General features: G+C 68.3%; 21 protein-coding genes. 10 read left to right on the top strand and 11 right to left on the bottom strand.

Going from position 1 to position 23,275, the window contains the following annotated elements; translation table 11 throughout:
• Nucleotide 1 precedes the first annotated feature (1 nt).
• Together fghA and AC5P7I_RS02690 are read left to right on the top strand one after the other, a co-directional pair.
• The gene (gene fghA / locus AC5P7I_RS02695) at nucleotides 2-832 is read left to right on the top strand and encodes an S-formylglutathione hydrolase (protein ID WP_262088137.1); all 831 of its coding nucleotides are present in this window, start codon (nucleotides 2-4) and stop codon (nucleotides 830-832) included.
• Between the two features lie 159 nt (nucleotides 833-991).
• The gene (locus tag AC5P7I_RS02690; protein ID WP_049408786.1) at nucleotides 992-2,437 is read left to right on the top strand and encodes a GGDEF domain-containing protein; all 1,446 of its coding nucleotides are present in this window, start codon (nucleotides 992-994) and stop codon (nucleotides 2,435-2,437) included.
• Between the two features lie 39 nt (nucleotides 2,438-2,476).
• Here the strand turns inward: AC5P7I_RS02690 and AC5P7I_RS02685 are convergent, their stop codons facing one another.
• Both AC5P7I_RS02685 and AC5P7I_RS02680 read right to left on the bottom strand, forming a co-directional pair.
• Complete coding sequence (locus AC5P7I_RS02685) at nucleotides 2,477-2,947, bottom strand: hypothetical protein (RefSeq protein WP_164077730.1); 471 nt, start codon at nucleotides 2,945-2,947, stop codon at nucleotides 2,477-2,479.
• 5 nt (nucleotides 2,948-2,952) lie between these two features.
• The gene (locus AC5P7I_RS02680; RefSeq protein ID WP_046432504.1) at nucleotides 2,953-3,399 is read right to left on the bottom strand and encodes a universal stress protein; all 447 of its coding nucleotides are present in this window, start codon (nucleotides 3,397-3,399) and stop codon (nucleotides 2,953-2,955) included.
• A 141-nt stretch (nucleotides 3,400-3,540) separates the two neighbouring features.
• Here AC5P7I_RS02680 and AC5P7I_RS02675 point away from each other — a divergent pair, with 141 nt between their 5' ends.
• From AC5P7I_RS02675 to AC5P7I_RS02660, 4 genes are all read left to right on the top strand, one after another.
• Nucleotides 3,541-4,458, top strand: a complete 918-nt coding sequence (locus AC5P7I_RS02675) for a LysR family transcriptional regulator (RefSeq protein WP_014648381.1) — start codon at nucleotides 3,541-3,543, stop codon at nucleotides 4,456-4,458.
• A gap of 153 nt (nucleotides 4,459-4,611) precedes the next feature.
• A complete protein-coding gene (locus AC5P7I_RS02670; RefSeq protein WP_014648380.1) occupies nucleotides 4,612-6,141 on the top strand; it encodes an MFS transporter in 1,530 nt (509 codons plus the stop codon).
• A gap of 20 nt (nucleotides 6,142-6,161) precedes the next feature.
• The gene (locus AC5P7I_RS02665) at nucleotides 6,162-7,244 is read left to right on the top strand and encodes an HlyD family secretion protein (RefSeq protein WP_262088136.1); all 1,083 of its coding nucleotides are present in this window, start codon (nucleotides 6,162-6,164) and stop codon (nucleotides 7,242-7,244) included.
• A complete protein-coding gene (locus AC5P7I_RS02660; RefSeq protein WP_069117890.1) occupies nucleotides 7,241-8,653 on the top strand; it encodes an efflux transporter outer membrane subunit in 1,413 nt (470 codons plus the stop codon). The genes AC5P7I_RS02665 and AC5P7I_RS02660 overlap by 4 nt, the downstream gene beginning before the upstream one ends.
• 57 nt (nucleotides 8,654-8,710) lie before the next feature.
• Here the strand turns inward: AC5P7I_RS02660 and AC5P7I_RS02655 are convergent, their stop codons facing one another.
• From AC5P7I_RS02655 to AC5P7I_RS02635, 5 genes are all read right to left on the bottom strand, one after another.
• Complete coding sequence (locus AC5P7I_RS02655) at nucleotides 8,711-9,049, bottom strand: hypothetical protein (protein ID WP_005410998.1); 339 nt, start codon at nucleotides 9,047-9,049, stop codon at nucleotides 8,711-8,713.
• Nucleotides 9,050-9,126: 77 nt separating this feature from the next.
• A complete protein-coding gene (locus AC5P7I_RS02650; RefSeq protein WP_262088135.1) occupies nucleotides 9,127-10,068 on the bottom strand; it encodes a DegV family protein in 942 nt (313 codons plus the stop codon).
• A gap of 95 nt (nucleotides 10,069-10,163) precedes the next feature.
• A complete protein-coding gene (locus AC5P7I_RS02645; RefSeq protein ID WP_262088134.1) occupies nucleotides 10,164-10,796 on the bottom strand; it encodes a 2-hydroxychromene-2-carboxylate isomerase in 633 nt (210 codons plus the stop codon).
• A gap of 20 nt (nucleotides 10,797-10,816) precedes the next feature.
• Nucleotides 10,817-12,079 carry an amidohydrolase family protein gene (locus AC5P7I_RS02640; protein WP_262088133.1) on the bottom strand — a complete coding sequence of 421 codons (1,263 nt, stop codon included), beginning with the start codon at nucleotides 12,077-12,079 and terminating at the stop codon, nucleotides 10,817-10,819.
• Entirely contained in the window at nucleotides 12,079-13,488 is a 1,410-nt protein-coding gene (locus tag AC5P7I_RS02635) for an amidohydrolase (RefSeq protein WP_142235187.1), read from the bottom strand. The genes AC5P7I_RS02640 and AC5P7I_RS02635 overlap by 1 nt, the downstream gene beginning before the upstream one ends.
• A 255-nt stretch (nucleotides 13,489-13,743) precedes the next feature.
• Between AC5P7I_RS02635 and AC5P7I_RS02630 the strand changes: the two genes are divergently transcribed.
• The 3 genes from AC5P7I_RS02630 to AC5P7I_RS02620 all read left to right on the top strand — a co-directional run bounded on the left by AC5P7I_RS02630 (nucleotide 13,744) and on the right by AC5P7I_RS02620 (nucleotide 18,607).
• Complete coding sequence (locus tag AC5P7I_RS02630; protein WP_262088132.1) at nucleotides 13,744-17,130, top strand: autotransporter domain-containing protein; 3,387 nt, start codon at nucleotides 13,744-13,746, stop codon at nucleotides 17,128-17,130.
• Nucleotides 17,131-17,247: 117 nt separating this feature from the next.
• On the top strand, nucleotides 17,248-18,024 hold the full coding sequence (locus AC5P7I_RS02625; RefSeq protein ID WP_005419211.1) for an AMP nucleosidase: 777 nt from the start codon (nucleotides 17,248-17,250) through the stop codon (nucleotides 18,022-18,024).
• Nucleotides 18,025-18,067: 43 nt separating this feature from the next.
• Nucleotides 18,068-18,607: a DUF924 family protein gene (locus AC5P7I_RS02620; protein WP_014648372.1), complete on the top strand. Its 540-nt coding sequence runs from the start codon at nucleotides 18,068-18,070 to the stop codon at nucleotides 18,605-18,607.
• A gap of 119 nt (nucleotides 18,608-18,726) precedes the next feature.
• On the opposite strand, the gene grxD is transcribed toward AC5P7I_RS02620, so the two are convergent.
• On the bottom strand, nucleotides 18,727-19,653 hold the full coding sequence (gene grxD / locus AC5P7I_RS02615) for a Grx4 family monothiol glutaredoxin (RefSeq protein WP_032956577.1): 927 nt from the start codon (nucleotides 19,651-19,653) through the stop codon (nucleotides 18,727-18,729).
• Between the two features lie 59 nt (nucleotides 19,654-19,712).
• Here grxD and AC5P7I_RS02610 point away from each other — a divergent pair, with 59 nt between their 5' ends.
• Entirely contained in the window at nucleotides 19,713-20,492 is a 780-nt protein-coding gene (locus AC5P7I_RS02610) for a polysaccharide deacetylase family protein (RefSeq protein ID WP_032956574.1), read from the top strand.
• Nucleotides 20,493-20,592: 100 nt separating this feature from the next.
• Here the strand turns inward: AC5P7I_RS02610 and AC5P7I_RS02605 are convergent, their stop codons facing one another.
• Genes AC5P7I_RS02605 through AC5P7I_RS02595 form a run of 3 tightly spaced genes read right to left on the bottom strand, consistent with a single transcriptional unit; the run spans nucleotide 20,593 to nucleotide 23,212 of the window.
• Nucleotides 20,593-21,312: a class I SAM-dependent methyltransferase gene (locus tag AC5P7I_RS02605; RefSeq protein WP_262088131.1), complete on the bottom strand. Its 720-nt coding sequence runs from the start codon at nucleotides 21,310-21,312 to the stop codon at nucleotides 20,593-20,595.
• Nucleotides 21,313-21,316: 4 nt separating this feature from the next.
• Nucleotides 21,317-21,934, bottom strand: a complete 618-nt coding sequence (locus tag AC5P7I_RS02600; RefSeq protein WP_262088130.1) for an SGNH/GDSL hydrolase family protein — start codon at nucleotides 21,932-21,934, stop codon at nucleotides 21,317-21,319.
• A gap of 3 nt (nucleotides 21,935-21,937) precedes the next feature.
• Nucleotides 21,938-23,212, bottom strand: a complete 1,275-nt coding sequence (locus tag AC5P7I_RS02595) for a pyridoxal phosphate-dependent aminotransferase (protein WP_142235190.1) — start codon at nucleotides 23,210-23,212, stop codon at nucleotides 21,938-21,940.
• Nucleotides 23,213-23,275 lie beyond the last annotated feature (63 nt).

Genomic DNA, 23,275 nt, shown 5'->3' with positions numbered 1-23,275 from the left:
CATGGAACGCATTGAACACCGCGCCTGTTTCGGCGGCTGGCAGGACGTCTACCGCCATCATTCGACCACGCTGGGCTGCGACATGCAGTTCGCCGTGTACCTGCCGCCGCAGGCGGAAACGCAGACGCTGCCGGTGCTGTACTGGCTGAGCGGGCTGACCTGCACCGAGCAGAATTTCATCACCAAGGCGGGCGCGCAGCGCTATGCGGCCGAACACGGCGTGATCATTGTCGCGCCTGATACCAGCCCGCGCGGTGATGACGTGGCCGATGCCGAAGGCTACGACCTGGGCAAGGGCGCAGGGTTCTACCTCAACGCCACCCGTGCACCGTGGGCGAAGCACTTCCGCATGCATGACTATGTAGTGCAGGAATTGCCGGCGCTGATCGAAGCGGAGTTCCCGGCGACCGGCGCACGCGCCATCAGCGGGCACTCGATGGGCGGCCACGGTGCGCTGGTGATCGCGCTGCGCAATCCGGGGCGCTACCGCAGCGTGTCGGCGTTCTCGCCGATCGTCGCGCCCAGCCATGTTCCGTGGGGGCAGAAGGCCTTCCACGCCTACCTTGGCGACAACCCGGCCGACTGGGCGCAATGGGACGCCTGCGCATTGATTGCCGCGGCCAGCGAGCGCCTGCCGTTGCTGGTCGACCAGGGCGAGGCGGACGAGTTCCTGCAGACCCAGCTGCAGCCGCAGCGCCTGCAGGAGGCCTGCGCCGCTGCCGGCCATCCGCTGACCCTGCGCCTGCAGCCCGGCTACGACCACAGCTACTACTTCATTGGCAGCTTCATCGGCGAGCACATCGCCCACCACGCCCGCGCCCTGCAGGGCTGAGCCCCCGGGAAAAAGGGGACGGAGGGGATTAAGTCGCATTTGCCGCTGTGCCGCAAACGACTTAATCCCCTCCGTCCCCTTTTTCAGCGATGGATCACACCCTCGTGGCGCCGCCCCGCGCTATCGTGCGCGTAGACGGCCTTGCGGATCGGGGGATGCATGCCGGTAGTGCTGGCGCTGCTGTATGTGCTGTGCCATGGCCTGGTGCTGGCCTTGTGGCCTGGTCCGGCCGGGGTAGGCTCCTTCGTTTTCCTGACCGGTGCCCCGTTGCTGGCGGCGGCCGCCTGCCTGTGGCGGGCCCGCCGCGACCGCGCGGCACTGGGGTGGCGCGCCACGGCATTGGCGCTGCTGCTGTGGGCCGGCGGCATGGCGTTCAACATGATCGACGCCCTGGGCGCCGGGCGTGCCGATTTCACCCCGCGCGCAAGCCTGTTCCTTTACGTGCTCTACGGTGTGCCCCTGGTGTTCATCCTGGCCAGGGCGCGCCGGGAACGGGTCAGCATCAGCCTGATCGATGCGGCCATGGCGGCGCTGCTGGGCGTGCTGTTCTTCGTGCACGCGCAGTCGTTCGCCGCCCGCGTTGACATCGACGACCACGCGTTGTCCAACATGCAACGCATGTTCGATATCCAGAACCTGTGCATCGCCGTGTTCGCGGTGGTGCGCTGGCTGGCCGGCGACGTTCCCGAGCGGCGTACCTTTTTCCGCGCGCTGGCGATGTATGCGGCGACCTACCTGTTGGTGGCGTATTACATCAACCACTACACCTCCGGTGATGCGTTCGGTGCCTATGCCGATCTGCTGATCGATCTGCCGTTCCTGCTGCTGGCGCTGCTCGCACTCAGCCAGGCACCGGCGCGGGTCCTGACGCCGCATCCGCGGATGGCGCGCACGGTGCAGGCGGCGGGCCCGATGATCCTGCCGCTGCTGCTGCTGGTGGTGGGCACCCTGGTGGTCGACCATGCCCGGCCCCTGGCCGTGAGCGGTTTCGTGGTGGCGACGCTGGGGTTCGGCCTGCGCAGCATCCTGCTGCAGGTGGACCTGATGGAACGGCAGGCCTCGCTGGACCAGCTGGCGCGCCAGGATGGCCTGACAGGCGTGGCCAACCGGCGCGAGTTCGACGCGCTGCTGCTGGCCGAGTGGAATCGCGCACGGCGCAGTGGCACCGAGCTGGGCCTGCTGCTGTTGGATATCGATCATTTCAAGGCCTTCAACGACCGCCACGGCCATCCCGCCGGCGACCGCTGCCTGCAGGCCGTGGCAGCGGTACTGAAGGCGAGCGCCGGTCGCGCCGGTGACAGCGTCGCACGTTATGGCGGCGAGGAATTTGCGGTGATCGTGCCCGGAAGCGCGCTGTCGGGCGTTCTGGCGCTGGCCGAGCGCCTGCGCCAGGCGGTGGAAGCGCTGCCGTTGCCGGAAGGATCGGTCAGCATCAGCATCGGCGTGGGTTACCTGCATCCGCCGGCTCTGGCCAGTGCCGATCAGTTGCTGGCAGACGCCGATGCCGGCCTGTATGCCGCCAAGCGGGCTGGCCGCAACCAGGTGATCCTGCATGCGCACGTGCTGGATGACGAGGGCAGCACGCACGGAACGATGGACTGCTGAGCAGCTCTCTGCATGCGATCACACAGGGGGCGCGACGGCTTATCGCTGCCGCAACCAGCCGGTCGGATCGAGCAGCCTCAGCCCGACCGGTGACAACGAGCGCTGCCGCAACGGCAGGTTTGCCGCCTGCACGGCCATTGCACAGCGCGCCAGCTGCTGGCGCAACGGTGCCAGCGAGTCGTCCTCGCGGGGCCGCGCATGCCGCCATTGCGCGATGCGCAGCAGGCAGACCAGCAGGTCCAGTTCACTGGCGGCAATGAAGGGAGAGCCGGCCGGTAGCAGATCGATCGGAGCGGCGGGGGTGGCCAGCAGCGGCAGCAGGCCGATGAAGGCGTCGCAACCCTCCTGGCCAAGCCCGAGTCCGCTCAGCTGGGCAAGGCCATCGGCCTGCAGATCGGGGTCGCGCAACTGCCGTATCGCGCCCAGCAGCGCCTGTTCGCCCCGGCCGAACTGTCGACCGAAGGTGCGGTAGTTGACCCGGGTGGGAAACAACGGGGAACGGGAGGCCATGGTGGCTAGGGTTGGGGGTCGCGGGTTTCCACCAGCACCGGACAGGGCGCGTGGTCGATGGTCCATTGCCCGATCGAGGGTTCGAACAGGCGTTCCAGCCGGGACAGGTGGCGATGGCCGATCACGATCAGGTCGCACTCCAGGCGCCGGGCCTGCTCGCTGATGACTTCGCCGGGATCGCCGGAGGGGATCTGCGCGATGGCATCGACGCCGCGCTCGCGCAGTTCGGCCAGGGCTTCGGCCAATACTGCCTCGGCGCGGGAGCGCTGGCGGGCGGCTTCCGGATACTCGGTGCGATCGGCTTCGCTGGCATCGGCCGCCAGCGCGAATTCGGGGTCGAGCACGCACAGCAGGTGCAGGCGGCTGTGGGGGCCGGCGATGGCGGCGGCCAGGTCCAGCACGCGTGCGTGCTGGGGGCCACCATCCAGGGCGACCAGCAGGGTAGTGAACATGGATGTCTCCTTGGCAGGACGGGGATGGTCGCCGATGTCACCGCGCGCACCCATGCCGTGCGCGGCAGTCAATGAATGCGTCGAACGCAATCCACGGTGGTCGCAAGTGCCGTAGAGTCACCTGATTTACTGGAGACTGTCATGCCCCTGCCGGACCTGAACCTGTTGCTGGCACTGGACGTGCTGATTGACGAATGCAGCGTGGCCGCCGCCGCGCGCCGGATGAACCTGAGCGCGCCAGCGATGAGCCGCACCCTGGGCCGGATCCGCACTGCGCTGGGTGACCCGGTGCTGGTGCGTGCCGGCCGCGGTCTGGCGCCCACGCCCCGCGCGCTGCAGCTGCGCGAGCAGGTCCGCGATGTGATCGAGCAGGCCCACCGCGTCTTCAACGCTGGTCGTGAAGTGGACATGCGCGTGCTCGAGCGAACCTTCAGCGTGCGCGCCAATGATGTCTTCATCGGTGGATTTGGCGGTCGCCTGCGCGAGATCTTCCGCCAGCAGGCACCGCGCGCGGTGCTGCGCTTCGTGCCCGAGGGCGATACCGACGATGATGCGATGGCGCAGGGCCGGATCGACCTGTACATCAGCACCGCCGGCAAGCATGCGCCCGATACCAAGGTGCAGAACCTGTTCAGTACCTCGTTCATGGGCGCCGCGCGCGAGGACCATCCACTGTTCGACGAGGAGATCAGTGCAGAGCGCTTTGCCGCGTGCGACCACATCGCGGTGTCGCGCCGTGGCCTGCCGCGTGGGCCGATCGATGATGACCTGGCCACGCTCGGCCTGCAGCGCCGCGTGGCGCTGATCAGCCCGACCTTCCACGGTGCGATCTTCGCGGCGGCCGAATCAGACCTGATCCTGCCGCAGATGCCAAGCGTGATGCTGGAGCGGATCGTCAGCATGCGCCTGCCGCTGCGCCTGTTCCCGCTGCCGATCCCGGTGCGTACCGCGGCCATCGTGCAGGCCTGGCATCCGCGGCTGGACAACGATGCCGCGCACCAGTGGCTTCGCCGTTCGATCAAGACCATGTGCGAGCGCGTCGAGGACGCCCACCGCTGAGACCCGCAGGCGTGCGCTGGACGCACGCCTGGGATGCCGGCGACGCCATTTTTCACAGGGTACCGGCTCCCTAGACTGCGCTCCCCGGAGTTTCACTGAGCGCATTCCAATGACCCTCAACATGCCGTGCACTGCACGGATCGGCGCCTGGCGATGAGTGCGCCGGCCGCCGCTGTCCCGGCCGCCGCAGCGCCCCGTCCTGCCGCCGCCCCCGGGCTCGATCGCCGCATTCTGGTCGGCCTGTGTGGCGTGCTGCTGGCGGTGCTGGTGTCCGGCTTCAACGAGAACATCACCAAGGTCGCGCTGGCCGACATCCGTGGCGCGATGGGTTTCAGCGTCGACGACGGCAGCTGGATCGTCGCCCTCTACAGCGCGATGTCGGTCAGCGCGATGGCCTTCGCGCCGTGGTGTGCCGCCACGTTCTCGCTGCGCCGTTTCGCGCTGGCGATGATCGGTGGCTTCATGGTGCTGGGCGTGCTGTGCCCGCTCGCCCCGAACCTGCAGGTGTTCCTGCTGCTGCGTGCATTGCAGGGCCTGTGCGGCGGTGCACTGCCGCCGTTGCTGATGAGCGTGGCGCTGCGCTTCCTGCCGCCTGGCATCAAGCTGTACGGCCTGGCCGGCTACGCGTTGACGGCGACGTTCGGCCCGAGCATGGGCACGCCGCTGGCCGCGTTCTGGGTCGAGCAGGTGGGCTGGCACTGGGCGTTCTGGCAGATCGTGCCGTACTGCCTGGCCGCCATGGCGATGGTCGGCTGGGGCCTGCCACAGGACCCGCTGCGGCTGGAACGCTTCGCCCAGTTCGATGGCGTTGGGCTGCTGCTCGGCCTGCCGGCGCTGGTGCTGCTGGTGCTGGGCCTGGTGCAGGGCCCGCGGCTGAACTGGTTCGATTCGCCGATGATCACGCTGATGATCGGTGGCGGTGCCGGCCTGATGGTGCTGTTCATGATCAACGAATGGTTCCACCCGCTGCCGTTCTTCAAGCTGCAGTTGTTGGCCAACCGCAATCTCAGCTACTCGCTGGTCACGCTGGGTGGCGTGCTGTTCGTGCTGCTGGCGGTGATCTCGATCCCGTCCGGCTTCCTGGCCAGCGTGCAGGGCTACCGGCCGCTGCAGACCGCACCGATGCTGCTGTGGGTGGCACTGCCACAGGTGATCGCGCTGCCGCTGGTGGCGGCCCTGTTGAACATCCGCGCGGTGGACTGCCGCTGGGTGCAGGCCACCGGCCTGGCGATGCTGGCACTGGCCTGCTGGCTGGGCTCGCACCTGGACGTGGCCTGGATCCGCGACAACTTCCTGTGGGTGCAGCTGCTGCAGGTGTTTGCCCAGCCGATGGCGGTGCTGCCGCTGCTGATGCTGGCCACCGGCGGCCTGGCGCCACAGGATGGCCCGTTTGCCTCGGCCTGGTTCAACACGGTCAAGGGCTTCGCTGCGGTGCTCGCCGGTGGCGTACTGGATGCCATCGCCCAGGGCCGCCGTCATTTCCATTCCACCGTGCTGGTCGACCGCCTTGGCGAGCAACCGTGGCTGGCCGATGGCCCGCAGCTGGGCGCGCGCCTGCATGCACAGGTACAGGCGCTGACTTCGGCCGACCTGTACTGGGTGGTCGCACTGGTGGCGTTGGCCTTCATTCCCCTCATTGCCTGGATGCCCACCCGCATCCATCCGCCACGCGCCGTGGCCTGAACCTTTCGCAGGAACCCCTCATGACGATCAATCGAACCCCTCTCAACACCGGCCTGGGCCTGGGCGTGCTGGCCCTTGCCATCGGCGCGTGGCTGCTGCTGCGCGATGGCGGTCACCAGACCACCAACAATGCGTACGTGGCGGCCGACTACACCCTGGTAGCGCCGAAGATTGCCGGCTTCGTCAGTGCCGTGGAGGTAGAGGACAACCAGTCGGTGAAGGCCGGTGACGTGCTTGCCCGCATCGACGACCGCGACTACCAGGTGGCACTGCAGGCTGCGCGTGCCGACCTTGCCAATGCCCGTGCGCAGCTGGCCAATGCGCAGGCCGCACTGGCCCAGCAGGACTCGCTGATCGCGCAGGCCAGGGCCAGCGTCGATGTCAGCCGTTCCGAACTGACCCTGGCCAGTGCCGACCAGCAGCGTTACCGCGAACTGGCCCGTGATGGCGCCGGTACCGTGCAGAACGCGCAGCAGGCGCAGTCGAAGCAGGCCGTGGCCAGTGCGCATCTGCAGCAGGGCCAGGCCGCACTGTCGACCGCACGCCAGCGCACCGACATCCTCAGCGCGGGCGTGCAGGCTGCACAGGCGGCGGTGCAGCGTGCAGAAGCGGCACAGGCACGCGCCGAACTGGATCTGTCGCACACCGTGCTGCGCGCGCCGATCGATGGCATGGTCGGTCGCCGCGCAGTGCGCGTCGGTGCCTACCTGACCCCGGGTACGCCGGTGGCTGCGGTGGTCCCGCTGAAGCGCGCCTTCGTGGTCGCCAACTTCCAGGAAACGCAGATGACCCGCATGCAGGCCGGCCAGCAGGTCGAACTGAAGGTGGACGTATTCCCGGGCACGCCGCTGCGCGGGCACATCGACAGCATTGCACCAGCCACCGGCGTCACCTTTGCTGCAGTCGCACCAGAGAACGCCACCGGCAACTTCACCAAGGTGGTGCAGCGCATTCCGGTGAAGATCGTGCTGGAGCCGGGCCAGCCGCTGCTGGACCAGCTGCGTGCCGGCATGTCGGTGGAAGCCAGCGTTGACCTGGGCAGCCGCGCGCGTGCGCAGAGCATGCAGCACGGACCGGGCCACAAGCGCGGGGAGGGCGCATGAGCGCCATTACCGTTTTCCGCACCTTCGTTGCGGCCAGCCTGTGCACGGCCCTGGCTGCCTGCGCGATGGGCCCGGACTTCGTACGCCCGCAGGCGGAACTGCCCGGCCACTGGCAGGGTGGGGCTGTCGCCGGCAACGCCATCGATCAGGACGCCGCCTGGTGGGCCGGCTTCGACGATCCGCTGCTGGGGCAGCTGGCCCACCAGGTGCTGGCGGCCAACCTGGACCTGCAGCTGGCCGCCAACCGCGTGCAGCAGAGCCGCACCGCGCGCGGCATCACCGCCGCCGATCGCCTGCCCAGCGTCAGCGCGAGCGCCAGTGGCGTGCGTGCACGCAACAGCGAGGTGGGCCTGAATGATCCGTCCGGCAACGGCGGCCGTGATGACTACGGGCTGTTCCAGGCCGGTATCGGCCTGGGCTGGGAACTGGACCTGTGGGGCCGCGTGCGGCGCCAGGTGGAAGCGGCCGACGCGCGCGTGCAGATGGCCGAGGAGGATGCACACGCCGTGCGCATCGCGCTGCTGGCGGAAACCGCGCGTGATTACCTGCAGCTGCGTGCGACGCGGCAGCTGCTGGCGATCACCGAGGACAACCTCAGCATCGCGCATGACATCAAACGGCTGACCGAGGCGCGCCAGAAGCAGGGCGTGGCCAGCACGCTGCAGGTGTCCAGCGCGGCCGCGCAGGTGGCTTCGCTGCAGGCGCGCATCGCGCCGCTGCGGCATCGCGAATCGCAGCTGCGCAATGCGCTGGCGTTCCTGCTGGCACAGCCGCCGCAGGCACTGGACGCGCAGCTGCAGGATGCACGCCGTGACTGGCCGGCGTTGCCAGCGGTGGCGGTGGGTCTGCCGAGTGAACTGGCCGAGCGTCGCCCGGACATCCGTCGTGCCGAGGCGGCACTGCATGCGGCAACGGCCGGCATCGGCGTGGCCAAGGCCAGTTTCCTGCCGCGCATCACCTTGAATGGTGACGCAGGCTTCCAGGCCAAGCAGCTGGATGACCTGGATGGCTGGAACGCGCACCGTTTCAGCATCGGGCCGTCGATCAGCCTGCCGATCTTCCAGGGCGGGCGGCTGAAGGCGAACCTCGCGCTGAGCAGGCTGCAGCAGCAACAGTCGGCCCTGCAGTTCCGCCGTACCGTGTTGCAGGCCTGGCATGAGGTGGACGACGCCATGGACGGCTACAGTGCCGAGCAGCAGCGCACGGTGCAGCTGCACGTGGCGGTGGATGAGAGCGAGACGGCACTGGGGGCGGCGCGCCGGCAGTACCAGGCCGGCGTGGTCGACATGCTGGACGTGCTGACCACCCAGCGCATCGCGCTGGACAACCAGGCCGCGCTGGCCAACAGCCAGGCCGCCGCCGCGATCGCGCGCGTAGAGCTGTACCGCGCGCTGGGCGGTGGCTGGTAGTGCCGGCCGCTGGCCGGCATTTTCATGAGGTGTGTGGATGCCGGCCAGCGGCCGGCACTACCGCACGTCGCGCAGTTCCCAGTGGCTGCCGGCCAGCAGGCGCAGGCGCTGCTTGAACACGTCACTGTCGATGCGGGTGGTGGCGACCAGGTTGATGCGCAGGTCCTTCTGCTCGCCGGTCACGGTGGCCTCCGGGTCGGTCACGCCCCACTGCGGTTCCACCGCATCCGGGTCGGGCTGCTTGGCCTTCCAGCGTTCGAACAGCGTGCCGCTGCGCAGGGCATCCTGCAGCTCTTCGGCGAAACCGGCGGCGCCCTGGGAATGGAAGGACAGGTCAGGGTCGTTGCCGCGGGCCTTGGACGGATCGGGCAGGCTGATGTGGTACTGCGCAGGCATGGAGTTCTCCTTGAAGTGCGGCAAGGCTGGCACAGTCGGGGTGGAATCGATGTGCAGATTCCTGCCGTGGCCAGCGCTCATTCGAACCGATGCGGCCCATCGGCAAATCCCACGGTGACCGCGCCCTTGCCGACGTTGACCATGCCGGTCAGGCTCATCACCGATTCGTACACGGTCACGCCATGGCCGGTGCAGACCTCTTTCATCTGTGCATAGCCGGGCAGGCTGCGCAGCTCGTCCAGTTCGCCGCCGTAGCTGACGCACACCGTCGGCGTCATCAGCCCGGCACGCACGCGCTGGCCGACCACCGCGAACAGCTTCTGCACGGCGCTGTCGAAGCCCTTGATCTTGGCCACCGGCCCGGTCTCGCCACGGTAGCCGTGCAGCACCGGCTTGATGTCCAGTGCACTGCCCAGTGCCGCGCTGAGCAGGCCGACACTGCGGTCGCCCTTGTGCCGCGCGCGTGCGCGCATGTAGTACAGGTCGCGGGTGATCATGTAGCCGTGCACGTTGCCGGCCAGTTCTTCCAGCCGTTCGCGGATCTGCTGCACGCTGGCGCCACTGTCACGCAGGCGGACAGCCTCCACCGCGGTCACGGCCTGCGCGGCGAACAGGTTCTGGGTATCAAGTACGCGCAGCGCGAACGGCGAGTTGTAGCCCGCTGCCTGCCGCACCGGCTTGTAATCGTTGAGGATGGCGAAACTGGCCTGCAGCGCGTTGTCGTGGATCGGGCTGCGGGTCTTGGTGATGGTCATGCAGAACACGTGGTCGTAATCGATCACCAGCTGCTGCAGGAACAGGTCGCGGATCTGGTTGACGCTGAAGGGGATGGTTTCCGCTTCAGCGCCATGTTCGGCCACATGCGCGTGCAGGAAGCTCAGGGTGGCCTGCTCATCGCGATGATCGGCCAGCACAGCTTCGCCGATCCGTACGGTGATCGGCAGCAGCACGATGTTGTGCTCGGCAATGAAGTCCTGCGGCAGGTCGCAGGCCGAGTCGACGACGATTCCGATGCGCATCCGCGGCTCCCCCTCCAGGGCGGTTGTAGGTTCGGAAATGTGAAATCTATCTCAAATTCTGGCGTGGCGCGCGAGGGAAACGCGGCACGCCCTGTTCAGCGACTGCGCTGCACGGCCACCGGAAGCTCGGCCAGGCGCTGCCATTCGGGCTGCCGCAGCAGATCCGGGTCGGCCAGCACCGCCGCCATCAGTGGGTGGGCGTCGTTGCCCCAGAACAGTTCGCCATCGATGGCCAGGGTCGGCACGCCGAACACGCCGGTTGCAATGGCGGCCTCGGTGTTCCTCCGCAGCTGCTCCTTGACCGCGGGAGTCGCGATGGCGCTGGCGACATCCTCGATCCCCAGCCGCGCGGCTGGTTCGCGCAGGGCCTCGGCGCTGTCGGCGGCATTGCCGTCGCGCCAGATCCAGTCGAACAGCACGTCCACCGCCTGCGCGCTGCCACCCGCGGCCAGGCACAGGCGCAGGGCAGACAGCGGATTGAACGGGTGGCCCGGCGGGAACCGCAGCGGTGTGCCTTCGGCCTGCGCGGTCCACAGCAGCTGGCGGTAGATGAAGCGGCGCTTGGCCGGAATCTCGGCCGGCCCGAGGTTGCCCAAGTGATGCAGCACGACACCAAAGGCGATCGGCACCGGCTGGATCCGCGGGAACTCGGGCAGCTGCTTCAGCTTCTGCCAATGCAGGTAGGAGTACGGCGAAACGAAGTCGAAATACCAGCGCAGGGTGGCCATGGTGGTGTCCTTCAATGCGGTCAGGGCTGCGCGTTGCGCAGCAGGTAGCGATCGCGCAGCTCGGTCTGGCGCGAGCGCATCGGCATCGCCCGGCCGCCCAGCCAGACCTGTTCGGCATAGTGCGCCACGTCCAGCGGGTCGCCCTCCCACAGCACCAGGTCGGCACGCTTGCCCGGCTCGATGCTGCCGATCTGGTCGGCCACACCGAACGCCTGCGCCGGCACCCGGGTCAGGCCGGCCAGGCCGTCGGCCCAGGGCAGTCCATTGGCCACGGCATTGCCGGCCAGCTGGCGCATCTTGCGGGCGTTGTGCGAGGCGTCACCACGCTGCACGAGCGAGACCGCCACGCCGGCCCGTTGCAGGCGTGCCGCATTTTCCAGGGTTGCACCGATCTGGTCGAAGCTGGCCGGCAGGTTGGACAGCACGTCGACGAACACCGGCACCTGCGCGGCGGCCAGCTCCGGTGCCAGCTGCCAGGCTTCGCTGCCACCGGCAATGGCGATCTTCACCTTCTCGCGGGCGGCCCAGCGCAGCAGCTGGCGGATGTCCGCCGCACGGTCCACCTCCACCACGATGCGGCCCTGGCCGGCCAGGTAGCGGCCCAGCGTGCGGCGCCCGGCCGGGGTCAGCAGCGCATGCGGTGAGTCCGCGGCGACCTGGCCACGCGCCTCGTCCACCATCTGCTGCAGCAGCATCCATTGCGCCGCACGCGAATGCCCGGTCAGTTCCACTGCGGCCGACCCCAGGCGCAGGAACAGCGCGCGCGGCCCGAGGGGATCGGCGCTGCCGTCCAGCCGCATCACACCGCCCTGGCCAGCGACGAAGCCGCCACCGGTGGCGGCCCCCAGGGCGGTGAAGCCGATGCCGTCCAGGCGCGCCACCGGGATCAGCACCGAGGCCGGGTTGTAGGCCAGGGTGACATCGAATTCGGGGCGCAACGGTTGTTCACCGATCTTCAGCGTGCTGTCGACCGTGCTCGCTTCACCGGAGACTTCTTCGATGCCGATCTCGGTGATGCCCCCGAACAGCGCGGGTGTCAGCGGGCGGCCATCGGCCTCGACGACGTTGGCCCCGGCCGGTGCGGACAGCCCGTTGCCGACTGCGCGGATGATGCCGCCCTGCACCAGTACATCGGCGTGCTGCAGGCTGCCGCGCGCGCTGGCCGTATGTACGGTGGCGTTGCGGACCAGCAGGTCCTGCGCCTGCGCAGCTGCGGAGAGGTAGACCAGCACCATGACCGTAGCGCCGAGCCAAGCCCGGCGACGCTTGTTCAACGCGCCCATCAGTGCACCTCCTGGCCGAGCTGGAAATCGGAACGCGGCGTCGCTGCCGGCGCACTGCGGTCGTACAGGCGGCGGCCGTCGATGAAGACCTGTTCGGCCAGCGCGTAGGAACCGAAGGGGTTGCCGTTCCACACCACTACGTCGGCCATCTTGCCGGCCTCCAGGGTGCCGGTCTGGCCTTCAATGCCCAGCGCTCTGGCGGCATTGGCCGTCATCCAGGTGATGGCATGTTCGGGCGTGATCTCCGGCATGTGCGCGCGGCGCGCGGCGGCGATCACCTTGGCCGCTTCCTGGTTCAGGCGCTGGATGCCTTCGGGCGAATCGGAATGGACGATGGCGCAGCTGTTCTTCGGCCGGTCGACCAGTGCGATGTTCTCCGGAATGCCATCGAAGGCTTCCATCTTGAAGCCCCACCAGTCGGCCCACAGCGCACCGCAGACGCCGTCGGCGGCCAGCCGGTCGGCCAGCTTGTAGGCCTCCACGCCGTGGTGGAAGGCCGCCACCTTGAAGCCGAATTCCTTGGCCAGGTCGAGCATGGTGGCCATCTCGTCGGCGCGGTAGCAGTGGATGTGCACGCGGATGTCGCCTTCGATCGCGCCGGCCAGCGTGTCCAGCTTGAGATCGCGCTTGCCGCCGGCATCACCGGCGCTGTCGCCCTTGTCGCTGCCGAACCAGCCCTTGCGCTTGGCCGGCTTGGGTTTGTTCTTGGCGATGTAGTCGGCAGCATCGATGAAGGCGGCGCGGTAGCCGGCAACGTTGCCCATCCGCGTGGCCGGGGCGACGCCCTTGCCTTCGCCGTAAACCCGTTTCGGGTTCTCGCCGCAGGCCATTTTCAGCCCCCACGGAGCACCCGGGAATTTCATGGCCTGGTAGGTGATGGCCGGCACGTTCTTCAGGGTCACGCCACGGCCACCGACCAGGTTGGCCGAGCCAGGCAGCACCTGCATGCTGGTCACGCCTCCGGCCAGGGCTGTAGCGAAGCCCGGGTCCTGCGGCCACACCGAGTGCTCGGCCCAGACATTGGCGGTGACCGGTGCGGTCATCTCGTTGCCGTCGCTGTGCGCGCCGACGCCCGGGCTGGGGTACACGCCCAGGTGCGAGTGCACGTCGATCAGGCCCGGGGTGACCCACTTGCCCCGCGCATCGATGCGGGTGACCCCGGCATCGGCCTGCAGCTGGCGGCCCACGGCGACGATGCGGCCCTCGCGCAGCAGCACGTCGGCGTTGTCCAGGCGCTGGCCGGTGCCGGTCAGCACGGTGGCGTTCTGGATCAGCACCGGCGCATCGGGATGCGCCCGGTAGGTGCTGGGGTAGGGATCGGCGACGAAGCGCGAGGCGCCCACCGCCGGTGCCGTGCTCAACGAAACCAGCGCCATCCCAAGAGCGGCGCGCAACACCATCGATGCCATGCAGAGATCCCCAACCCACGCGTGAATCCGCCGACGCTATCCGTCGTCGATACCACTTGCCAAGTGACCTTGGGCAGGGGCAGGGGTGGGGATTTTCCTATACAAAAATTCTGAACGAAGCATTAATTTTTTGTGACACCTGCCGCTACCAACGGGTGGGACAGCGAGCGCTGACCCGCCGTGAGGTGTGCTTTCCATTGCTCCATGACGGAGCTGCACCTGAAATATTTCAAGGAATCAAGGACGTAACTGCAGATGATTGTCTTCCCGTCGTATCGCTCCACCGCTTCCCGCCGCTCGATCCTCCCCTCACCCCTGGCCTCGGCCATTGTTGGCTCGCTGCTGATGGCCGCCGCTCTGCCGGCGCTGGCCCAGGACAGCAACGCAGACGCCTTGTCGCGTTACCAGTTCCAGCGCAGCCTGCAGGCCGCGTTTGCCGCACCGGTCCTCACCGCTTCGCCGTCGCTGGCCGTCGCCGCCGCCGATGTGGAAGTCGATCCGGAACCCATCATGGGCAAGCCGGGTGATGCCGCCAGCTGGCGCACCACCGAATTCAACAGCGACTGGGGCCTGCAGGCGATCAACGCCGATGTGGCCTACGCACGCGGACTGACCGGCACCGGCATCCGCCTGGGCGTGTTCGACAGCGGCACCGGCCTGGACCACGACGAGTTCGCCGGCAAGGACCACCGCAGCATCCATCTGGCCGACGTGCTGGCCGATGGCAGCCTGTGCGCGCGCGAAGTGCTGAGTGGCCCGGACGCCTGCTTCGCCAGCGACGGTGACCAGGTGGCCGTGTCCTACCAGCTGCTCGACCCGGACTATGCCGATCTGCTGGAGCGCAATGGCTTCTACGAAGGCCTGAGATACAACGTGCACGGTACCCACGTGTCGGGCACCATCGCCGCCAACCGTGATGGCCACGGCACCCACGGTGTTGCCTTCGGCGCCGACCTGAGCGTGGCCCGCCTGTTCTCCAACAGCGCCACCTACCTGTCGGTGGTGAATATCGGCGGTTCCCTGTATCTGGACGAACAGACCATCGCCGCCATCCAGGCCGACGATTCGATCTACCCGCAGCTGTATGCGCAGATGAACGAGCAGGGTGTGCGCGCCATCAACCACAGCTGGGGCCTGGCCAACGAGCCGACCACAGCGGAAGACCTGGACATGTACCAGTCGCACCCGGTGTTCGCCGCCAGTCTGGCTGCGATGGCCGAAGGTTCGCGCAGCAGCGGCCTGATCCAGGTATGGGCCGCTGGCAACACCGATTCGCCCAACACTTCGCCGGAAGAAGCGCCGATTGCCGGCATGTATGCCTCGCTGCCGCGCGCCGTCGCCGACGTCGAGCCGTACTGGCTGGCCGTGGTCAACGTCAATCAGGACCTGGAGCTGAGCAACCGCTCGATGCGCTGTGGCCTGGCGGCGAACTGGTGCCTCGCCGCGCCCGGCTCGAACATCAACTCGACCGTGTACGGTCCCGATTCGGTGATCGAAGGTGATTTCTACGATGACAATGGCAACCTGGTGGTGGACATCATCAGCCAGACCCCGTCGTCCGATTACGAGGAACTGAGCGGCACGTCCATGGCCGCCCCGCACGTCACCGGCGCGCTGGGCCTGCTGTTCGAGCGCTTCCCGTACCTGGACAGCGCGCAGGTGCGCGACGTGCTGCTGACCACCGCCACCGACCTGGGTGCTGCAGGCGTGGACGATGTCTACGGCTGGGGCCTGATGAACCTGGCTGCGGCCGTCGAAGGCTACGGCTCGCTGCGCGTGGACACCGATGTGGTGATGAACCAGAAGGCCGGCGGCCTGAAGGTGTGGGAAGGTGATGCATGGGACGACTGGACCAATGACATCGGCGGCCCGGGCAAACTGACCAAGAGCGGCATCGGCTGGCTGCGCCTGAGCGGCGACAACAGCTTCAACGGCGCGGTGGTGCGCGAAGGCGTGCTGGAACTGGACGGCGTGAACACGCTGACCAGCGCCGTGGACGTGACCGGCGGAACCTTCCTGCTGAACGGCACCCTGCAGAACACAGCGCTGAACAGCCTGGGCGGCAGCAGCCGCATCACCGCCACCGGTGTGCTGGACGGCTCGGACCTGACCGTCACCGGCGGCGTGGTGTCCTTCAACGGCGTGCAGACCGGCGGCAGCACCTTCGTGGGTGAAAAGGGCACGCTGAAGGGCGTGGGCCAGCTGGGAAACACCACCGTGGCCGGCATCATCGCTCCGGGCAACTCCATCGGCACGCTCACCATCAACGGTGACTATGTGCAGACCGCCACTGGCGTGTACCAGGCCGAGGTGGCCCCGGGCAGCCGCAGCGACCAGCTGCACGTGACCGGCACCGCCACCCTGGGCGGCACCCTGGTGGCGCTGCCGGAACCGGGCACCTACTACCTGGGCGAGCAGTTCAACTTCATCCAGGCCGACGGCGGGGTGAACGGTCGGTTCGCCAGCACCGATTTCAGCGCCTTCTCGCCCTTCCTGCAGTTCGGCCTGGCCTACTCCGCCGCCGGCGCGCGCATTGAAGTGACCCGCGGCAACGCGCTGGCTACCGCGGCCACCACCGCCAACCAGTTGGCCGTGGCCACCGTCGTCGACGGTCTGGCGGTCAACCAGGGCCTGCCGCGTCCGCTGACCATGCTGTTCCCGGAACAGGTGGGCAGCGCACTGGACAGCCTCAGCGGCGAACTGCATGCCGCCACCAGCGCGGCCCTGCTGGAAGGCAGCCGCTACGTGCGTGATGCCGCGCTGGCCCGCCGTGCCGGTGCCGCTGCACCGGGTGCCGAAGGCGGCGACGCCAGCGGTGTGTGGGTGCAGGCCCTGGCCGGCAGCACCACGCTGGACGGCAACACCAACACCGCCCGCACCGAAGCCAACAGCAACGGCCTGCTGGTCGGTGCCGACCGCGAGTTCGGCGGCTGGCAGGTGGGCGTGCTGGCCGGTACCGGCCGCACCGACGTGAAGCAGGGCGAAGGGCGCCGTGCGAGGTCGAAGGTGGACAACACCCACTTCGGCGCCTACGCCAGCCACAACTGGGGCGGTTTCGGCCTGCGTGGCGGCCTGGCATGGAGCGAACACGATGTGGACAGTACCCGTGAGCTGGCGTTCGCCGGTTACAGCGACACCCTGAGCGCCCGCTACGACGCGCGTACCCGCCAGGCCTTCATCGAAGCGGCCTACCGCTTCGGTGGCCGCGAGGCTGGCCTGGAGCCGTACGTGCAGGTGGCCCGCGTGGAAGTGGACACCAAGCACGTGAACGAGCGTGGCGGTGCTGCGGCCCTGCAGGGTTCGGTGGACGACGTGCGCACCACCCTGGCCACGGCCGGCGTGCGCTTCGACAAGGGCCTGAAGGCCTCGTTCCAGCAGGACAGCTGGTTGCACGTGCGCGGCGCGGTGGCGTACCGCCACGCCAGCGGCGACCGCAACCCGTCGGCCCGCCTGGGCTTTGCCACCGGCGGTGACAGCTTCGTGGTCAACGGTGCACCCATCGCCGACAGCGCGGTGGTGGCCGAACTGGGCCTCTCGGCCTGGCTGACCGCCAAGCAGCAGCTGGAACTGGGCTACAGCGGCCAGTTCGGCGACGAAAGCCGCGACCACGGTGCCAACCTGCGCTGGTCGGTGCGTTTCTAAGCCACCGGCTCCCGCAGGGAAACCAGGAGGGGCGGCCGTTGGGCCGCCCCTTCTCTTTGTGTGGCAGGGCAGGCGCAGCGTTGCCTACAATGGCGCCCCTGCAGAACCGGACCGGGCATGAAGAGCAAACAGGAAATCGTCGACAACTGGCTGCCGCGTTACACCGGCGTTCCGCTGGACCAGTTCGGCCAGCATATCCTGCTGACCAATTTCGGCGGCTACCTGCACACCTTCTCCGCGCTGACCGGCGCCCCGGTCATCGGCCTGGACCGGCCGATGGCCAGCGCCACCATCGATGGCATCACCATGATCAACTTCGGCATGGGCAGCCCCAATGCCGCGATCATCATGGACCTGCTGTCGGCGGTGATGCCCAAGGCGGTGCTGTTCCTGGGCAAGTGCGGTGGCCTGAAGCGCAAGAACCAGCTGGGTGACCTGGTGCTGCCGATCGCAGCGATCCGCGGTGAGGGCACTTCGGGCGACTACCTGCCGCCGGAAGTGCCGGCCTTGCCGGCGTTCGCGCTGCAGCGTGCGGTCTCGACCATGATCCGTGATCTCGGCCACGACTACTGGACCGGTACCGTCTACACCACCAACCGCCGGGTCTGGGAGCACGACGAGGCGTTCAAGGAGCGGCTGCGGGCGATGCGCTGCATGGCCATCGACATGGAAACCGCCACCGTGTTCGCCGCTGGCTTCGCCAACCACATTCCCAGCGGCGCACTGCTGTTGGTGTCGGACCAGCCGATGATCCCCGATGGGGTCAAGACCGAGGCCTCCGATGCCAAGGTCAGCTCCCAGTTCGTGGAAAACCATATCCAGATCGGTATCGAGGCGCTTAAGCTTATCCGGCGCAACGGCAAGTCGGTCCGCCACCTGCGCTTCGACGAATGATGATGATGGCCTGGCGCGGCGCGCCGGCCCTGGGGAGTAGGTGATGGACGTTGCCGCGCACGTGGTGGAATTCTGGAAAGAGGCGGGCCCTGCGAAGTGGTTCGCCCGCGATGATGCGTTCGACGCGCAGTTCCGCCAGTTGTTCCTGGATGAGCATTTCGCAGCCGCCTCGCGCGCGCGCGAACACTGGCTGGGCAGTGCCGAGGGCGCACTGGCGCTGATGCTGCTGCTGGACCAGTTCCCGCGCAACTGCTTCCGCGGTAGCGCCCATTCCTACGCCACCGATGGCCTGGCCCGGCACTACGCCATGCGCGCCATTGAGGAAGGCCTGGACCTGCAGCTGGTGCCCAAGCTGCGCGCCTTCATCTACCTGCCGTTCGAGCACTCCGAGGATCCGCTGGACCAGGACCGCTCGGTGGCGATGTTCGACGTGCTGGGCGACAAGGAATACCTGCAGTACGCCGAGCTGCACCGCGACATCATACGCCGCTTCGGTCGCTTCCCCCACCGCAACGCCGTGCTGGGTCGCATTCCCTCACCGGAAGAACTGGACTACCTGGCCGAAGGCGGTTTCGCCGGCTAAGAAAAAGGGGACGGAGGGAATTAAGTCGTTTTTGCCACAAACGACTTAATTCCCTCCGTCCCCTTTTTAGGGGGCAGATCGCCTTTCCGCAGGAAAGGGCTCTGACCCCGGGCCTTCAATCAGTACTTCGGCACGCCGTTGTCGACGTCTTCCGACCAGGCGTTGATGCCGCCGGTGACGTTGAACACCTTGGTGAAGCCCAGGGCGCGGAACTGCTCGGCGGCCTGCGCGCTGCGGCCACCGTGGTGGCACATGAAGGCCAGCGCGGTGTCCTTGGGCAGGGCTTCCAGCGCGGCGCGGCCGTTGCCGTCGAAGGTCTTGAACGGCACGCCCACGGCGGCGATTTCACGCTCGTCGGCCGGGCGCACGTCCACCAGGGTGATGTTGCCGGCACGCACCAGGTCGTCGGCATCGCGCACGCTGATTTCCTGCACCGGCTTGGGCGCATTCGGGTTGTCGATGGCCAGGCCCTTGCCGCGGATGTCGTCCACCCAGTCGATGGTGATGCCGTTGGCGCGACGGGCGCTGGCCAGGTCGAACTGCACGCGCAGGCCGTTGGACTCGGCGGCGATGGCGCCTTCGTCGTGCGGGGCCAGCTGGAAGTTCGGCTGGAAACCGGCGTCGATGGACAGCTGCAGAGCAGCGCCCGGGGCATCGGCCAGCGCGCCCTTGAGCATTTCCACGGCCGCCGGGGTGACGGTGATGCTCGGCGGGGTACGGTCCGGCGCGGCCAGGCCCAGCACGCTGCTCAGCTCGCCGCTGGCAGCCATCTGCAGCACGATGTCGCTGCCGCCGACCAGTTCGCCGTCGATGTACAGCTGCGGAATGGTCGGCCAGTCGCCATAGGCCTTGATGCCTTCACGGATTTCCTGGTCGGCCAGCACGTTGACGTGGGCGAACTCGACGCCGAGGTCCTGCAGGGCGCCCACGGCCTTGGCCGAGAAACCACACTGCGGCATCGACGGCTGGCCCTTCATGAACAGCACGACGCGGTTGGCGTTGAGGATGGATTCGATGCGCGAACGCAGGGCAGGATCGAGGGACATGGACGTCGGGGTTCCGGGAATTCGAATCATCAATTCTACCCCTCATGGCATCATGGGGGATGAGCAACGCAGGAACATTGCATCGCATCCCGACCCGGCCCTGGCGCTGGCTGCCTTGGCTGGTGGCGTCGCAGCTGGCCGTGATCCTGGTCTGGGCCCTGGCCGGCTGGCACTGGGGGCTGCCCGTGATGGTGGCCAGCCACGCACTGTTCCTGGTGCCGGTATTCCTGCCCAACAGCCGCTTCTACGCGCCGGTGCTGAGCCGGATGGGAGAGGCCGGAAACAGCGTCTGGTTGACCATCGATGACGGTCCCGGCCCGGAGACCCGTGCGGTGCTCGACCTGCTGGACCGCTACCAGGCCCGCGCCACCTTCTTCCTGGTGGGCGAGCGTGCGCTGGCACAGCCGGAGCTGGTGCAGGAGATCCTGCGCCGCGGCCACGACCTGGGCAACCACAGCCACAGCCATCCGCAGGCGCGCTTCTGGCGGCTGGGCCCGGCAGCGATGCGTGCCGAGATCGAGGGCTGCCAGCATGCGCTGCAGGCGGTAAGCGGCCGCCCGGTGCGCTGGTACCGTTCGGTGGTGGGCATGACCAATCCGTTCGTGGCGCCGGTGCTGAAGGCGCTGGGACTGGTGCGCGTGGGCTGGAGCGCCCGTGGCTACGACGGTGTCGGCTGCACGCCGGAGGGCGTGCTGTCGCGGCTGCTGCCGGACCTGCGCCCGGGCGCCATCGTGCTGCTGCATGAGGGGGCCGCCCACGGCCACAACCTGGCGATCATCGAACGCGTGCTCCAGGCGCTGGACGAGCGGGGGCTGAAGGCGCGGCTGCCGGTTCCGTAACGCCGGGCCCTGGTGGTGTGGAGCAGCCGAGCATGGGCTCGGCGCTACAAGGGTTGGCGATCATCCTGTAGCGTAGCGCCGGCACATGCTGCACTCGGCGCTACAACGCGGGGCGTTCGGCCACCAGCAACCAGCTGTTGAACGGCGTGCGCCCGTGCAGGGGGCGCGGGGCCGTCACTTTCAATCCAGCCTCGGCCAGTGTCGCCTGCAGCACCTGCGGGTCGGGGTAGTGGCGCGGCCGCGTGCCCATCCAGCCGACCAGCCAGGCCAGCCGGTCCGCCACCCGCGTGGTGCGGTCGCGGCCATCGCCGGTGGCCAGTGGCGTGCGCAGCAGCAGGCGGCCGCCGGGAGCGACCCGCATACTGGCCTCACGCAGCAGTGCCTGCTGTGGGCCCGCGTCCAGGTACTGCAGCACATCCAGCAGCAGCACATGCCCGGCCTGCGCCGGCAGCGGCGCCTGCACGTCCAGGCAGTCGAAGCGCACAGCGGGCAGGCCCGTGGCGGCACGCCGGGCACGGGCGATCTTGCCGGCATCCACGTCCACGCCCAGATAGGGCTGGCAGCCACCGCGCTGGCGCAGCACGTGGGCGAACAGGCCCAGCCCGCAGCCCAGGTCCAGCACGGGTTGCCCGTCGCCAGGCAGGTGCTGCAGCACGCCGTCATACAGCGGGTCGCTGCCCAGCTTGCTGCGGGTGTAGTAGTAGTCGCGGCGGCTGGCCCAGGCGTGTGCGGGGCGGAATGCCTCGGCGATCGCGCGGGCCTGCGCGGCGCTCAAGGGTGTGCAGGGCAGGGGCTGGCCGTTCCGTGGCGTGCCATCCATCGGGTCAGTCCGTTCCGCCGAGCAGGTGGGCGGCGACCGGCAGCGCGCGCGCGCTCCACAGCGCGTACATCCGTGCTGAAGGGTGCAGGCCGTCGTCGGCGATCATCGCCGGGTCGCCACCGTGGTCACGGCTGATGTCGGTGATGTCGACGAAGGCCACGCCCTGCTGGGTGCAGATCACTTCAGCGGCCGCGTTGAATTCGTCGGTCTCGATCTCGATCGCGGCCAGGTCACGGCCGCTGCCGATACCGAACGGGGTTGCACCCCAGTCGGGGAAGGACAGCACCAGCACACGCCCGGGGCGGCCACCGGCAAAGCCGATCGCCCGCTGCAGCAGGGCCTGGAACTGTACGCGGTACTCGTCCAGCGGCCGGCCGCGGTACTGGTTGTTGACGCCGATCAGCAGGCTGACGAAATCGAACGGGCCCTGCGGTACCGCCGCATCGATGCCGGCGTCCAGCTCGTCGGTGGTCCAGCCGGTGGTGGCGATGGTCTGCGGGTCGGCCAGCGCCACATCCTGCGCACGCAGGGCGGCGGCCAGCTGGTGTGGCCAGCGGCCTTCAACGGCAACGGCTTCTCCGATGGTGTACGAATCGCCCAGCGCCAGGTAGGACAGCGCCACGGCTCAGGCCACCGAACGGCGCGGCTTCAACGGTACGACCTTGGTCGCGTCCTCGGCACGGCGGGCCAGCACGCGGTCGATGCGGGCGAACACATCGCGCATCACCGAGGCTTCCGGCAGCAGGGTCACGCGGAAATGATGGCGGTAGGGCACGTTGAAGCTGGAACCCGGTACCACCAGCACGCCTTCATTGTTCATCAGGTCCAGCGCGAAGTTGTGGTCGTCGAAGCCCTTGGCGGCGGCACCGACCACGGCCGGGAACGCGTACAGCGCACCGGCCGGCGCGACCAGCGACAGGTGCTCACTGGCTTCGCAGGCTTCGATCACCGCGCGGCGGGTTTCATACAGGCGGCCGCCCGGGGTACACAGTTCGGAGATGGTGTCCGGGCCGTTCACCGCGGCTTCGATGGCGTACTGGCCCGGCACGTTGGCGCACAGGCGCAGCGCGCCGAGCAGGTCCAGCGCGGCGCGGAAGTCGCCCAGGCGCGCGTCGTCGCCGCTGAGGTGGGCCCAGCCCACGCGCCAGCCGCAGGCACGGTGCACCTTGCTCAGGCCACTGAAGGTCAGGCACGGGTGGTCGCCGGCCAGCGGCGCGACCGGCTCGAATACCGCATCGTCGTACAGGATCTGGTCGTAGATCTCATCGACCAGCAGCAGCAGGTTGTGGCGGCGCGCGATCTCGACCACGCGCTCGAGCAGTTCACGCGGGTAGCTGGCGCCGCTGGGGTTGTTCGGGTTGATCAGCACGATGGCGCGGGTGCGCGAGGACACCAGCGTCTCGATCTCGCTCGGGTCCGGCTGGAAGCCGTTCTCGGCGGCGCAGCGGTAGTACACCGGGCGGCCATCGTTGAGGATGGTCGAGGCCGACCACAGCGGGTAGTCGGGTGAGGGCACCAGCACTTCGTCGCCCGGGTTGAGCAATGCGCGCAGCGACAGGTCGATCAGTTCGCTGACGCCGTTGCCGACGAACACACGGTCGGGGTGCGCATCCGGTGCGCCACGGCGGGCGTAGTACGCCGCGATGGCTTCGCGTGCGACCGGCAGGCCCTGCTGGTGGGTGTATGGATCGGTGCGGCCCATGTCATCGGCGATCGCGCGCTGCAGGTGCTCGGGCGCGCGGAAACCGAAGTTGCCCGGGTTGCCGATGTTGAGCTTGATCAGCTTGCGGCCCTGCGCCTCCAGCTCCCGGGCTCGCCGCGCCAGTTCTCCGCGGATTTCGTAGCGCACTTCGGAAAGGCGCTCGCGGATGGCCAGGGGCTTGGGCGAGATGGTGGACATGGGGGCTGGGCCGTCAAAAGGCATGGGGATTCCATCCTACCGGAATTGCTGCAGTGCATGGCA

The sequence above is a fragment of the Stenotrophomonas sp. YJH_SMC_138 genome (assembly GCF_059369855.1).
This window is presented reverse-complemented; position numbering and strand designations above follow the sequence as displayed.